We start from the raw sequence: 13,054 nt of genomic DNA, 5'->3' as shown, positions 1-13,054 counted from the left end.
TTCTCCACGACCGATATGGTTTAGTGTTTCGGGTGCCGTCAGGCATACGAAAGCCTCCCATGCAGGAACCCGCGGGTCCGCAAGGGCCGGAAGGAGGCAGGAGGTGTCCCTCCTTGCGTCAACGCATTTGCTGCCTCGCCACTACGTTGAGTCGCGTGGTTGTTGTGCGCACAAAGAAAAACCGGCTGCGCGGGACGCCGCCGGTTTCGTGAATTCAGGTTGCGGCAGTTCAGTTGTTGCCGAAGGCCGTCTGCAGCAGGCTCAGCTGAGCCTGTACGCTGTTCTGGTTGTCGGGAACGATCGGGGCTTCCGCCGGACGGTAGATTTCGCGATCGAGCAGGGCGACACGATTCTGCAGGCGCAACGAGCGTTCGATCAGGTCGCGGAAGGATTCCGGCAGATCGCCCCAGCCCGGCGCATTGCGGTCGACGTTGAAGCCGTCGAGGCGAACCTTGTTCTTCTCGGCCAGAACCTGATCGCGCGACATCTCGCCATTGTTGACGGCGCGCTGCAGCAGTAGCCAGGAGGCCATCTGCATCAGGCGGGTGGTCAGGCGCATCGATTCAGCGGCATAGAGGACGGATGCCATGCGCGGCAGAACCTTGGAGGCAGCGCGGCCCTGGCCATCGAGATAGGCGGCGGTTTCTTCAACCAGCGACATGCCTTCCGAATATAGTGTCTTGAACTGCGAGGATGCGGCAGCGCGACCTGCAAAACTGATCGTGTTCAATCCAAGCTCTGACATTTAAACAGTCCCTGTTGCACGCATCTACTTATGGTCAGGTAACGCCAGTCGAAGGGAAAAAGTTTCCTCGGCCAGTCTTTATGCGTTTAAGATGGTAGCTTTAGCCGAATTGCGCAAGGCGTTTCTTAAGAAAGGGTTAACTTCCACAGTTTCATGGAAATGGTCCCCAGCGCAATAAAAAAAGAAGAGCCGCAAAAGCGGCTCTCAAGGTAAAACAGGGAGAAAAATCAGACCAATTCACCGCATGGAAAACTGTCTGAGATCCAGAGAAGAACTGGATGAGTACAGTAATACCTTATAAAGCTTAATGGCCGCTTAAACCTGTCTCGGATTAACACTCTTCGGTCGTTAGCTTTCTGCAATAGTCAGCCGACGAATTACGAGCGGAAGAGGCTCTCCGCCGCTGATCTTGTCGATGTCTTGCTGGCAGCTTCCGCCTCGAGTCTTACGATTTCCGCCTTGAGCAGCTCCACGCGCGCTCTCAACTCGTCGACCGATAGGGTGGAGAGGTCGGCCCCGATCTCGTGGGCAACCTTCTTCTGCGGCCGGTCATCGTCGATGAAGCTCATATGCTATCCTCCCTTGTATGCCTCAGCTATATTTTAGGGCAGGATCGCCGGTTTCGGGAGTCTTGCCGGTTCCGCGGTCGGCAAGCGACATGCTTTCGGGCGTCAGCGTCTGCGATGTAGCCGTCGGAATGGTGGTAAAGGCGTCGCGATCGCCGGCGGGAACGGCGGCGCGCATGCGGCTGCGGATGATGGCATAGGCGGTGATCAACACATGGGCGATTGCCGTCACCAGGAAGAGGGCGTGCGGATTGATCATCGACATGACGGGGCCGCCGATGGTCGGGCCGATGATGGTGCCGATGCCGTAGAGGAGCAACAAGCCGCCCGAAACCTTTACGAAATCCTCTGCCGAGGCAAAGTCGTTGGCGTGCGCAACCGCGATCGGATAGAGGGTGTTGGCAACGGCGCCGTAAAGGACGACGAGGCCGATGATGAAGGCCGGTGACGATGGTTGCAGGATGGCGATCAACAGGCCGGCGAAGGCCGCGATGGCCGACATGGCTGCCAGCACATAGCGCCGGTCGATGCGGTCGGAAAGCCGCCCTGCCGGCAGCTGCATCACGGCGCCCGCGAAGATGGTGGAGCTCATCATGATGGCGATGCTGGTGTCGGACAGGCCGGAGCCTGCGCCGAAGACAGCGCCCAGCGTTCCGTATGCGCCGTTGGCGATGCCGACGAGGAGAATGCCAAGGCAGGAGACCGGGGAGTTGCGGTAAAGGGCCGGAAGATCCAGCTTCACGGCCTTCAGCGGCTGCGGCGAGGCTGCGGTCGAGAGCGTCGTCGGCAGCATCGCGATGCAGTAGAAGATGCCGCAGACCATGAACAGGACAGGCGTGCGAACATCCTCGAGCGGGATCATCATCTGACCCGCCACGACGCCGAAGAGCGTGATGGCGATATACAGCGAGAAGATTGCGCCGCGGCTCTCGTTTGTGGCGCGCTCGTTCAGCCAGCTCTCGATGATCATCGAGGTGCCGGCGGTCGCAAAACCGGTGACGGCGCGCAGCAGCACCCACCAGACGGGGTGGATGATAATGCCGCTGACCAGGGCGATGATCGCGATAATCGCAATGAAGCCGGAGAAGGCACGGACATGGCCAACGCGGCGCACCAATTTCGGCGCGACGAGGCAACCGATGACGAAGCCGGCAGCCCAGGACGTGCCGAGCAGGCCGAGCGTGGTTGTCGCGTAGCCTTCCAGGTTGCCGCGAACCGGAAGCAGGATGCCCTGCAACCCATTGCCCATGAAGAGAAACAGCGTCCCGAAGAGAAGCGAGGCGACGGACAGCAGATTTCTTTTCATATAGCCAGACTCTATGCGTTGATTGCAAAGACAGATGGCAACACGGAGTGTCGCCCAGCCTCGAGATGATTGATTGTGCCCCCAAATGCCTTTACGGCATGAATAAATGCAGTCGTGACGTGAAAAAATGTCCGTCCTGTGACATTCAGAAGAGATGGAAAAATAAAGACATGACGAAGCTGATCGCTCTGCTGCTCATCTTGGCGATGGCGATTCAGCTGATCAAGCCGCTGGGCGTTCCGGGGCTGCGGCGGCGCATGGATTTCTGGAAGATCGCCCTGATCGCGTTTGGGGTCTGGGCGGTGGCGCTGCTTGGCCGCGATCTGTTCGTTTAGTACGTGATTTCGCCGCGCATGACCGGCGCGCAGCTGCCCGAGATCGTCACATCGGAAACGATGCCGTCCTTCTTGACGGCTTCGATGCCGATGATGCTGCGGCGTCCCATCTCGACGCCTTGCTCGATGGTGAGCGAAACGTTCATGTCCGCATCCGGCTCCAGCGAAACGAGGTAGGCGCCGAGGGCTGCCGAGGCGCTGCCGGTCGCCGGATCCTCCGGAACGTTGTCGAGCGGCGCGAACATCCGGGCGCGGATCGTCCACGGCTCTTCCTGGGAGCGCACATAGACGAACAGCGAGAAATCGTGATTGCCTTCGGCAGTCGGGCCGGCGGCATCCTGGAAATAGGTGAGGTTCGGGCGGGCGCGACCGAGGGCGGCAAGGTCTGCCAGTTCCGCGACGGCGAAACTCAGTCCAACGGAGGCGACAACCGGTCGGTGCTTCGCCACCCGGATTTCCTGCGGCTCGATCACTATACAGCGCGCAACGGTTTCCTCGGATATCGTGTTGCCGATGGTGAGCGGCTTCGGCGCACGAATCGATGCCGACAGCACCTCACCGTCGTCACGCTTCAGGTTGACCTCGACGAGACCCGCCTTCTCTTCGAAGCGCAGGCTGTCGCCGACCGGCCGTCCGAAGACCTCGCGCTGTTGGCCGAGCACATAAGCCGTCCCGACGTTCGGATGCCCCGCAAAGGGAACCTCCATGGTGGGTGTGAAGATGCGGACACGGGCGGTATTTACCGGATCTTCTGGCGGCAGCACGAAGGTGACTTCCGAATAGCCGAACTCGGCGGCAATATTCTGCATGTCTGCGTCCGTCAGGCCACGCGCGTCCGTCATCACGGCGAGCGGGTTGCCTTCGAAGCGAGTAGAGGTGAAGACATCGACTGTCGTGAAGGCAACGGTTCTCATGGCGGCTCCGAGAGGGCTGATACCACGATCTCTACCGGCGATCCGCCGGCTGCAGAAGCCGGAAAGTTGTCGCCCTTACAATGCAGAAACCGGCCGTCTGCGACGACCGGTTTTGCTTTTCTTGTCGATCAGAAGATGGCTTAGGCCGCCTTCTCCAGATCCTTCTTCCAGCTGCCCTTGGCGGCGAGGCTGTTCATTTCGGCGCGGTGGGCAAAGGCACGCTGGCCGGCGGCAATGTTTTCCTGCTTGCCGCCCCAAGCCTTCAGTGCCGTATCCTGCAGTGCGCGGCCGTAGGAGAAGGTCACAGTCCACGGCAGGTCATAACCGGAGTTGATCGCGGAAAGATGCGCCGACGCTTCTTCGGTGGACTGGCCACCCGAGAGGAAGGCAATGCCGGGAACGGCCGACGGAACGGTGCGCTTCAGCACCTCGACCGTGCGCTCGGCGACCTCGGCGACGGAAGCCTTGCGGGCGTTCTTGCCGTCGATGACCATGTTCGGCTTGAGGATCATGCCTTCGAGGCTGACGCGGGCGTCTGCCAATTCCTTGAAGACGGTGCGCAGCGTCCATTCGGTGACCTCGGCGCAGCGATCGATGTTGTGGTCGCCTGGCTTGCCGTCCATCAGGCATTCCGGTTCGACGATCGGCACGATGTTGGCCTGCTGGCACAGCGCGGCATAGCGGGCGAGGGCGTGGGCGTTGGCTTTCATGGAGCCCCAGGTGGGCAGCGTGGAGGAGATTGCGATAACGCCGCGCCACTTGGCGAAGCGGGCGCCGGCTTCATAATACTTCGCAAGACGGTCTGCGAGGCCGTCGAGGCCTTCGGTGATGGTTTCGCCGGGATAGGCTGCCATCGGCTTTGCGCCGATATCGACCTTGATGCCCGGGATGCTGTCGGCCGCACGGATGACGTCGACAAGGGGCGTGCCGTCTGCTGCCTTCTGGTGGAGGGTCTCTTCGTAGAGGATCACGCCGGAGATATACTGACGCATCGCGTCTTCGGTGCGGAACAGCATTTCGCGGTAGTCGCGACGGCTCGTTTCCGTCGATTCAAGTCCGATCGTGTCGAACCGCTTCCCGATTGTGGCTGTCGATTCATCTGCTGCAAGCAGCCCGCGGCCACCAGCCACCATACGCACGGCAATGTCTTCCAAACGTTCGCTCATATCGTTTCTCTCCACAGCAAAAAAATCGTCAACCAGTAGATATAGGTCGCGGATAACAGAAGTTTATGGGTGGGAAAACGGCAGCAAAATTGTCTGAAACGTTTGAATTTTTTTTAATCGTTTGAAAGTTTGGGCTTTTGTACTCCAAATGAGCAAAAGACCGCGGAGCTTTCGCGCCGCGGTCTATCTACATGTAAAATTTGTTAAATTCGTTCGCTTGAATTATTTGTGCTTGTTGAGCACAGCGACACCGGGGAGCACTTTGCCTTCCATCCACTCAAGGAAGGCGCCGCCGGCCGTCGACACATAGCTGAAATCGTCGGCCACGCCGGCGTGGTTCAACGCCGAGACCGTATCGCCACCGCCGGCCACCGAGGTGAGCTTGCCGGCCTTCGTGCGCTCGGCCGCAAATTTCGCTGCCGCGACGGTTGCCTTGTCGAAAGGCTCGATCTCGAACGCGCCGAGCGGGCCATTCCAGACCAGCGTATTGGCGCGCTCGATCCATGCCTTGATCGCCTCGACCGACTTCGGGCCGACGTCCAGCACCATAGCGTCATTGGGGATCGCGTCGATTGCGACCGTTTCGTTGGCGGCGTTTGCCTTGAATTCGCGGGCAACGACGCCGTCTTCCGGCAGAATGATGGCGCAGCCGGCCGTGGCCGCTTCGATCATGATCTGCTTGGCGGTGTCTGCAAGATCGTGCTCGCAGAGCGACTTGCCGACATTCGTGCCGCGGGCGGCAATGAAGGTGTTTGCCATGCCGCCGCCGATCACCAGCGCATCGACTTTCTTCACAAGGTTCATCAAGAGGTCGATCTTGGTCGAAACCTTGGCGCCGCCGACGATGGCGACGACAGGACGGGCCGGGTTGCCGAGACCACTCTCAAGGGCCTCAAGCTCGGCCTGCATGGTGCGGCCCGCATGGGCGGGAAGATGATGGGCGAGGCCTTCCGTCGAGGCATGTGCGCGGTGGGCAGCAGAGAAGGCGTCGTTGACGTAGATGTCGCCGTTCGCCGCAAGCGCCTTGACGAAATCGGGGTCGTTCTTCTCTTCGCCCTTGTGGAAGCGGGTGTTTTCCATGAGCAGGATGTCACCGTTCTTCATCGCACCAACTGCCTCCGCTGCTGCTGCGCCGATGCAGTCGCCGGCGGTTGCCACGGAGTGGTCCAGCACCTCCTCGACGGACGGAGCGATCAGCGACAGCGAAAGGTCCTGCGACGGGCCATCCTTAGGGCGGCCGAAGTGCGCCAGCAGGATGACCTTGGCACCTTTGTTGGAGAGCTCCAGGATCGTCGGGGCAACACGCTCGATGCGTGTGGTGTCGGTTACTTTGCCGTCTTTGACCGGAACATTGAGGTCAACGCGAACGAGGACGCGCTTGCCGGCAACATCGTTGAGGTCGTCGAGGGTCTTGAAGGAAGGCATGGAAAAATCCGTTCGTTATTGCCCAAAAGATGCGGCGACCATAGCAAGGATGATCGCAGACGCAAGGCGCTCATTGCGGGTTTTGATCGCCCTTGGCTGATGCCGCCGCAGCCGCTGCTTCCCGGCTTCTGCGACCTTTGATGCGGTCGCGGATGCGATCGATGATGTCGTGCAAATTGAGGAAGATCGGCAGGGTGGTGGCGGGCTCTACAGCCTCCAGCGACATGCCGACCGAGGTGATGTGGTCCTGATCATCGAGATCGCGGACGATGAGAATGATCGAGCCGAGACGGACCCGGTCCGCATAATCCGCCTTGCCGCCCAGACGATGCTTCATCAGTTCGGCGATCGTCAGCCCTTTCTCGGATTCGTTCAGCAGGCCGGGGCCATAGGCGGCGTCGAGATCGGCCGCTGGCCGGGCGGGCGACAGCGCGAATGCGCCGAAGAAATCGGCGTCATCCTCTTCCACCGGCGCGCGGCTGGCAAAGAGCTTGTCGAGCAGCCGCGAGTAGGACGGCACGACGAACAGATAGACGAGGTCGTTCTCGCGTAGCCGGCCCGCATATTGATAACGCATCGACTTGCCGTCGCGGATGACGAGCGACGGCGTCGCCCAGCGCGGGATGCGTTCGCCGCGAAGCACCGGGCTGTCCTTGATAACGCGGTAGGAGAGGAGCTCGTGGTTTGCCGCACCCGGCAGATCGACTTCGACCTTGTCGACGGCACCCATGCGCGGCGGGATGATGAGCCCCAGCTTCTTGGCGACCGGCTTGATCGTCCAGCCCTGTACGAGAAGCGAGACGAGCACGATGATGAAGGCGGTGTTGAAATAGATCTGGCTGTTCTCCAAGCCGCCGAGAATGGGCATGATGGCGAGCAGGATCGAAACGGCGCCGCGCAAGCCGACCCACGCGACAAAGCCGATCTCCCGCTGCGTATAGTCGAAGGGGAGCAACGAGAGCCAGATGGCGAGCGGGCGCGCGATGAAGATCAGGAACAGGGCGAGCAGCACGGCGGGAACGGCAATCGCCGGAAACTGCGACGGCATCGCAAGCAGTCCCAAGACCAGGAACATAATGATCTGGGCAAGCCAGGTCATGCCGCTCTGGAAGCGCTTGATAGAGGCATGGCCTTGCAGCTTGCGATTGCCCGCGTAGATGCCGGCGACATAGACGGCAAGGAAGCCGCTGCCGCCGACCGCGCCCGTCGCCGAAAAGACCAGCAGCGCCAGGGCCAGCACGAATATCGGGGTCAGGCCGCGATCGGTTTCCAGCTGGCTGACGATCAGCGAGATCATCATGCCGCCGAGCAGACCGAGGATGACGCCGAGGCCCATCTCCTGCACGAACATGGCGAGCATACCGATGTTGATGCCGTGATAGCGCTCGCCGCTGGCAAGGATCTCTACGAGGGCGATGGTCAGGAAGATCGCCATCGGGTCGTTGGTTCCCGATTCAACCTCCAGTGTCGAGCGCACCTTGTCACGAATATTGATGCCGCCGATGCGCAGCAGGAAGAAGACGGCGGCAGCGTCGGTGGAGGAGACGATCGAGCCGAGCAGCAGGCCTTCCAGCCACGTGAAGTTCAGCAGCCACATGGCGGCAACACCAATGAGTGCCGCTGTTATCAGAACGCCGACCGAGGCGAGCGTCAGAGAGGGTATCGCCGCAAGCTTGAAGGCTTGGACCGGCGTTCCGAAACCGGAGTCGAACAGGATGACGGCAAGCGCGATGGAGCCGAGGAAGTAGGCCAGATAATTGTTGCTGAACTGGATCCCGAGGCCATCAGATCCAGCAAGCAGGCCGATCGCGAGGAAGAGCAGGAGGAGGGGGGCGCCGAAGCGGAAGGCGAGCAGGCTGGAGAATGCGGCGAGAAGCACGAGCGTCGTCGATACCAGTACGACGATATAAAACGCTTCCATGCCTGTCCCCTTACCCGCAATTCAATGCAGACCGCCCCCGGTCCCGCAGTCCATCCAATCGCCCTTTCGTGGTCACTCAAGCCCGCTATGAGTAAACGGCAAAACAAACAGGATGGGTAGGCCTTGCGGTCGACCCCGTGCTGTTTTGCGGCTTCATGCTGCTGTTTTGGCGTGCCTGACGGCAAAACCGGGTGAGTGCTCACGAAGGAGCATGAATCGAGTGTATGAGCAAATCGGGCGATAGGAGGGCAGAAGTTGCGCTCTCGCGCGTTTCCTCTCAATCAATGAGCGGTCATGGAGAAGCGCACCGTCGGCTTCTTGCCCGATCGCGCTGCTCAGGCGTCTTCGTCCTCATCGTCCTCGTCATCGACGATGTCGGAAATCGGGATCAGAAAGACGACAAATTCATCGTCAATCGTTCGCTCCGGATCATCGTCGAACTCATAGGCGTGCTCGACTTCGCTTGCCTCTTCGGCGGTCGCCTTGCGCAGCTTGAGTTCCGTGACGCCGTCCCAGACCGGCTTGCCCTGCGATTGCAGAACCGTCAGATCCTCGCGGAAATCCTCGGCCTCGAAGAAATTCTCGGCATCATCGGCATTCTCGGAGCGAAAGCTTGCGATCGCCTGTCCGCCGATCTCGATCGTAAAGTAGTCCATCAAAATTCTCTTTCGCTTCTGTGCCGTCCAGCTTCGATGGACAGTACGGTGATCGGCTGCGGCGCGCCAGTCTAATCGTTCGGGCAAACGGACTATCGAGGTCCCATGACGCGTGTGGACGCCATTAACGGCTGCCCTTCGGCGATCTGCTTCGAGTTGCGCCCGCCAACAAGGCTGAGACTCAGCACGCTCGCAATCATGAGCAGAACGATGATTGTCATGAGAATTCTCATGGATGAGTCCGCCAGCCAACATCCGGCATTATCTTGTCTCTATGACGCTAGTCAGTTTGGCTTCAAAAGAAAAGCGGCCCGGTCGCCCGAGCCGCTTTCGACGATTCATGTCGGGACGCTCTTAGATGAGCTTTGCGAAAGCGACAGCCGTATCAGACATGCGGCTGGAGAAGCCCCACTCGTTGTCGTACCAGGACAGGACGCGCACGAAGTTGCCTTCCATGACCTTCGTCTGATCCGTTGCGAAGATCGAGGAGTGGCTGTCGTGGTTGAAGTCACGGGAAACGAGCGGCTCGTCAGTGTAGCCGAGGATGCCCTTCAGCTTGCCGTTTGCGGCAGCCTTGATCGCTTCGTTGATTTCGCCGACGGTCGTGGCCTTCTTGGCAACGAATTTGAAGTCGACGACCGAGACGTTCGGGGTCGGAACGCGGATCGACGTACCGTCAAGCTTGCCCTTCAGATGCGGAAGGACGAGGCCAACGGCCTTGGCGGCGCCCGTCGACGTCGGGATCATGGACAGGGCTGCGGCGCGGGCACGGTACAGGTCCTTGTGCATGGTGTCGAGGGTCGGCTGGTCGCCGGTGTAGGAGTGGATGGTGGTCATGAAGCCGTGGTCGATGCCGACCGCGTCATCGAGAACCTTCACAACAGGCACGAGGCAGTTCGTCGTGCAGGATGCGTTGGAGATGACTAGATGCTCCTTGGTGAGCTGGTCATGGTTGACGCCGAAAACGACGGTCAGGTCGGCGCCGTCGGCAGGAGCCGAAACGATGACGCGCTTTGCGCCGGCCGTCAGATGCGCGGCAGCCTTGTCGCGGGCGGTGAAGATGCCGGTGCATTCCATCGCGATGTCGACGCCGAGTTCCTTGTGCGGCAGCGTTGCCGGGTCCTTGATCGCGGTCACCTTGATCGGCTTGCCGCCGCCAACAGTGATCGTGTCGCCCTCGACCTTCACCTCGGCCGGGAACTTGCCGTGGATGGAGTCGTAGCGCAGCAGATGGGCGTTGGTCTCGACCGGGCCGAGGTCGTTGATGGCAACGACTTCAATGTCGGTGCGGCCGGATTCGACGATAGCGCGGAGAACGTTACGGCCGATGCGGCCGAAGCCGTTGATGGCAACCTTTACAGTCATGTGCATTCACTCCCTAGAGATGGGGCTTGCGGATTGAGTTGGAGAGCGCCGAAGCGCTCTCTTAGAGGTTTGCTTCTGCGGCAGCGACCACGGCGTCCGCGGTGATGCCGAAATGCTCGAATACCTTCTTTGCCGGACCGGACGCGCCGAAGCCCTTCATGCCGACGAACGTGCCTTCCGGACCGATGAAGGCATCCCAGCCTTCGCGGACGGCGGCTTCCACGGCGATCTTGACTGGCGAGTTGCCGATGACTTCCTTGCGGTATGCTTCCGGCTGCTCAAAGAACAGTTCGGTGCAGGGAACGGAAACGACACGGACGCTGACGCCCTTGGCTTCGAGCGTTGCACGGGCGGCAACGGCGAGCTCGACTTCAGAGCCGGAAGCGAAGATCGTCACCTTGGCGTCGGCTTTGCCGGCGAGCGTGTAGGCGCCGAGTTCGCAAAGGTTCTTTTCGCTGTACTCGGTACGCACTGGCGTCAGGTTCTGGCGGGTCAGCGCGAGCGCGGACGGGTGTGTCTTCGACTTGACGGCGATCTGCCAGCATTCGGCAGTTTCAGTCGGGTCTGCCGGGCGGAAGACCCGTAGATTCGGAACGGCGCGCAGGCCGGCGATCTGCTCGACCGGCTGGTGCGTCGGGCCGTCTTCACCGACGCCGATCGAGTCGTGCGTTAGGACGTGGACAACGCGGATGCCCATGAGGGCGGCCAGGCGGATCGGCGGTCGGCAATAGTCCGAGAAGATCAGGAAGCCGCCGCCGTAGGGGATAAGGCCGCCGTGCAGCGCGACACCATTCATGGCCGAAGCCATGCCGTGCTCGCGGATTCCCCAGTGCATGTAGCGCCCGGCGAAATCGGTCGGCGTGATCGAATGCATCTGGCTGGTCTTGGTATTGTTCGACGGCGTCAGGTCGGCGGAGCCGCCCAGCGTTTCCGGCAGGAAGCCGTTGATGACCTCAAGCGCGTCTTCCGATGCCTTGCGGGTGGCAATCGTCGGCTTGGTTTCGATCAGCTTCTTCTTGTAGGCGCTGATCGCGGCGTCGAAGCCTTCCGGCAGGTCGCCGGCGAAGCGGCGGGTGAACTCAGCCTTGTGCGCGGACTTGGCGAGGCCGTCTTCCCAGGTCTTGACTGTTTCGACCGAGCGGCTGCCGGCTGCGCGCCATGCGTCGAGAACGTCGGAAGGAACGACGAAGGGTTCGTATTCCCAGTTCAGCGCCTTGCGGGTCGCCGCGATTTCATCGGCGCCGAGCGGGTTGCCGTGAACCTTATGAGTGCCCTGTTTGTTCGGAGCGCCGAAGCCGATGATCGTCTTGCAGGCGATGAAGGTCGGACGGTCGGACTTGTGAGCGGCTTCGATGGCGGCGGCAATGGCAGCCTGGTCGTGGCCGTCGATTTCGATCGTGTTCCAATGAACAGCCTTGAAGCGAGCAACCTGATCGGTGGAATCCGACAGGGAGACGGCGCCGTCGATGGTGATCGAGTTGTTATCCCAGAAGAGAACGAGCTTGTTCAGCTTCAGATGACCGGCAAGTGCGATCGCCTCGTGGCTGATGCCTTCCATCAGGCAGCCGTCGCCGCAGATGGCATAGGTGTAGTGGTCCTGAAGCTCAGAGCCGAACTCGTCGCGCAGCTTGCGTTCGGCGATCGCCATGCCGACGGCATTGGCAATGCCCTGGCCGAGCGGGCCGGTCGTCGTTTCGATGCCGGTCGCATGACCGTATTCGGGATGGCCGGCGGTCTTCGAACCGAGCTGGCGGAACTGCTTCAGGTCCTCGATCGTCATGTCGGGGTAGCCGGTCAAATAGAGCAGTGAGTAAAGCAGCATCGAGCCGTGGCCGGCCGACAGCACGAAGCGGTCGCGGTTCGGCCAATGCGGCTTCTTCGGGTCGAACCGCAGATACTTCGTAAAGAGAATCGTCGCTACGTCAGCCATGCCCATCGGCATGCCGGGATGCCCCGAATTTGCCTTTTCGACTGCATCCATGGCGAGGAAACGGATCGCATTTGCCATCCGGTCGTTTTGTTCAGGAGAGGTCATGGCTATTCCACGGGTTCCGGGTGTCGGGGGATGGCCTCGAGCCTGTGGAGACCATCAATGAGAGCGGGTGACACATAGCAGTTGGAACGGCCAAGTCAACAAATGGAAGGCCCTCCGGAGGCCTCTCCAATCGATTTTAGACATTTGATCATCGATTTTTACAAAAGTTGAATAGGCGCTGAGGCGGCAGTTGATTTTCGTCATCCACAGAATAGGTCTGCAGCCGCAGGGCCAGCTTTATTGACGTGCCGTTGGCGAGGTGCGTATCCTTTTGGAAATACTGGATCGGTCTCGGGCGCCGATTCGCGGGTCTTGTGCGGGGAACCGGTAGAGACATGACGCCTACAGGCAAAATGGAAGCAGCACTCAACGAGCTCAGGCAAGCCATCTCCGGGCTTGAAAACGCAGTCGAGATGCGCATCGAGCACCAGCGGGAGCAGGGCGAAATCGAAGGCGAGGTACGTCGTATTCATGCCGATCGCTCGAAGCTTGCCCAGGAACTGGACCAGGCCGAATTCCGTGCGAACCGGCTCGAGGAAGTCAATCGCGAGGTCTCGCGGCGGCTGGTGACGGCCATGGAGACGATCCGCGCGGTTCTGGACCGATAGAAAGGCGCGATA

At 60.5% G+C, this 13,054-nt stretch carries 13 protein-coding genes; 2 read left to right on the top strand and 11 right to left on the bottom strand.

Translation table 11 applies throughout. The features are described from left to right. Nucleotides 1–229: 229 nt before the first annotated feature. The 3 genes from rcdA to C934_RS0122620 form a co-directional block, all read right to left on the bottom strand. Nucleotides 230–745 carry a protease adaptor protein RcdA gene (gene rcdA / locus C934_RS0122630; protein WP_018858873.1) on the bottom strand — a complete coding sequence of 172 codons (516 nt, stop codon included), beginning with the start codon at nucleotides 743–745 and terminating at the stop codon, nucleotides 230–232. Between the two features lie 377 nt (nucleotides 746–1,122). Then, nucleotides 1,123–1,314: a DUF1192 domain-containing protein gene (locus C934_RS0122625; protein WP_018858872.1), complete on the bottom strand. Its 192-nt coding sequence runs from the start codon at nucleotides 1,312–1,314 to the stop codon at nucleotides 1,123–1,125. A 22-nt stretch (nucleotides 1,315–1,336) separates the two neighbouring features. Further along, nucleotides 1,337–2,617: an MFS transporter gene (locus C934_RS0122620; protein WP_018858871.1), complete on the bottom strand. Its 1,281-nt coding sequence runs from the start codon at nucleotides 2,615–2,617 to the stop codon at nucleotides 1,337–1,339. A 170-nt stretch (nucleotides 2,618–2,787) separates the two neighbouring features. Here C934_RS0122620 and C934_RS35240 point away from each other — a divergent pair, with 170 nt between their 5' ends. After that, the gene (locus C934_RS35240; RefSeq protein WP_018858870.1) at nucleotides 2,788–2,952 is read left to right on the top strand and encodes a hypothetical protein; all 165 of its coding nucleotides are present in this window, start codon (nucleotides 2,788–2,790) and stop codon (nucleotides 2,950–2,952) included. Here the strand turns inward: C934_RS35240 and C934_RS0122610 are convergent. From C934_RS0122610 to tkt, 8 genes are all read right to left on the bottom strand, one after another. Then, complete coding sequence (locus C934_RS0122610) at nucleotides 2,949–3,866, bottom strand: PhzF family phenazine biosynthesis protein (RefSeq protein ID WP_018858869.1); 918 nt, start codon at nucleotides 3,864–3,866, stop codon at nucleotides 2,949–2,951. The genes C934_RS35240 and C934_RS0122610 overlap by 4 nt on opposite strands. A 140-nt stretch (nucleotides 3,867–4,006) precedes the next feature. Next, nucleotides 4,007–5,032: a class I fructose-bisphosphate aldolase gene (locus C934_RS0122605; RefSeq protein WP_018858868.1), complete on the bottom strand. Its 1,026-nt coding sequence runs from the start codon at nucleotides 5,030–5,032 to the stop codon at nucleotides 4,007–4,009. Between the two features lie 222 nt (nucleotides 5,033–5,254). Continuing rightward, complete coding sequence (locus C934_RS0122600; RefSeq protein WP_018858867.1) at nucleotides 5,255–6,457, bottom strand: phosphoglycerate kinase; 1,203 nt, start codon at nucleotides 6,455–6,457, stop codon at nucleotides 5,255–5,257. 70 nt (nucleotides 6,458–6,527) lie between these two features. After that, nucleotides 6,528–8,378 (bottom strand): potassium/proton antiporter, encoded by a 1,851-nt coding sequence (locus C934_RS0122595; protein ID WP_018858866.1) that lies wholly within the window; start codon nucleotides 8,376–8,378, stop codon nucleotides 6,528–6,530. Between the two features lie 335 nt (nucleotides 8,379–8,713). Beyond that, entirely contained in the window at nucleotides 8,714–9,034 is a 321-nt protein-coding gene (locus tag C934_RS0122590) for a hypothetical protein (protein ID WP_018858865.1), read from the bottom strand. A gap of 92 nt (nucleotides 9,035–9,126) precedes the next feature. Continuing rightward, nucleotides 9,127–9,255 (bottom strand): hypothetical protein, encoded by a 129-nt coding sequence (locus C934_RS36220; RefSeq protein ID WP_018858864.1) that lies wholly within the window; start codon nucleotides 9,253–9,255, stop codon nucleotides 9,127–9,129. 133 nt (nucleotides 9,256–9,388) lie between these two features. Then, nucleotides 9,389–10,399, bottom strand: coding sequence for a type I glyceraldehyde-3-phosphate dehydrogenase (gene gap, locus C934_RS0122580; RefSeq protein ID WP_018858863.1), 1,011 nt, complete (start codon nucleotides 10,397–10,399; stop codon nucleotides 9,389–9,391). A gap of 61 nt (nucleotides 10,400–10,460) precedes the next feature. Then, nucleotides 10,461–12,434 (bottom strand): transketolase, encoded by a 1,974-nt coding sequence (tkt, locus tag C934_RS0122575; RefSeq protein ID WP_018858862.1) that lies wholly within the window; start codon nucleotides 12,432–12,434, stop codon nucleotides 10,461–10,463. Nucleotides 12,435–12,769: 335 nt separating this feature from the next. Here tkt and C934_RS0122570 point away from each other — a divergent pair, with 335 nt between their 5' ends. Next, nucleotides 12,770–13,042 (top strand): DUF4164 domain-containing protein, encoded by a 273-nt coding sequence (locus C934_RS0122570; RefSeq protein ID WP_025660886.1) that lies wholly within the window; start codon nucleotides 12,770–12,772, stop codon nucleotides 13,040–13,042. Nucleotides 13,043–13,054: the final 12 nt, after the last annotated feature.

It is taken from the genome of Rhizobium sp. 42MFCr.1, assembly GCF_000377185.1.
Taxonomy (GTDB): Bacteria; Pseudomonadota; Alphaproteobacteria; order Rhizobiales; family Rhizobiaceae; genus Rhizobium; species Rhizobium altiplani.
This window is presented reverse-complemented; position numbering and strand designations above follow the sequence as displayed.

Coding starts and splice junctions, on each gene's coding strand:
- C934_RS0122600 (WP_018858867.1), bottom strand. CDS start 6,457: ATGCCTTCCTTCAAGACCCTCGACGACCTCAACGATGTTGCCGGCAAG.
- C934_RS0122620 (WP_018858871.1), bottom strand. CDS start 2,617: ATGAAAAGAAATCTGCTGTCCGTCGCCTCGCTTCTCTTCGGGACGCTG.
- C934_RS35240 (WP_018858870.1), top strand. CDS start 2,788: ATGACGAAGCTGATCGCTCTGCTGCTCATCTTGGCGATGGCGATTCAG.
- C934_RS0122570 (WP_025660886.1), top strand. CDS start 12,770: ATGACGCCTACAGGCAAAATGGAAGCAGCACTCAACGAGCTCAGGCAA.
- C934_RS0122605 (WP_018858868.1), bottom strand. CDS start 5,032: ATGAGCGAACGTTTGGAAGACATTGCCGTGCGTATGGTGGCTGGTGGC.
- C934_RS36220 (WP_018858864.1), bottom strand. CDS start 9,255: ATGACAATCATCGTTCTGCTCATGATTGCGAGCGTGCTGAGTCTCAGC.
- C934_RS0122595 (WP_018858866.1), bottom strand. CDS start 8,378: ATGGAAGCGTTTTATATCGTCGTACTGGTATCGACGACGCTCGTGCTT.
- rcdA (WP_018858873.1), bottom strand. CDS start 745: ATGTCAGAGCTTGGATTGAACACGATCAGTTTTGCAGGTCGCGCTGCC.
- C934_RS0122625 (WP_018858872.1), bottom strand. CDS start 1,314: ATGAGCTTCATCGACGATGACCGGCCGCAGAAGAAGGTTGCCCACGAG.
- tkt (WP_018858862.1), bottom strand. CDS start 12,434: ATGACCTCTCCTGAACAAAACGACCGGATGGCAAATGCGATCCGTTTC.
- C934_RS0122610 (WP_018858869.1), bottom strand. CDS start 3,866: ATGAGAACCGTTGCCTTCACGACAGTCGATGTCTTCACCTCTACTCGC.
- C934_RS0122590 (WP_018858865.1), bottom strand. CDS start 9,034: ATGGACTACTTTACGATCGAGATCGGCGGACAGGCGATCGCAAGCTTT.
- gap (WP_018858863.1), bottom strand. CDS start 10,399: ATGACTGTAAAGGTTGCCATCAACGGCTTCGGCCGCATCGGCCGTAAC.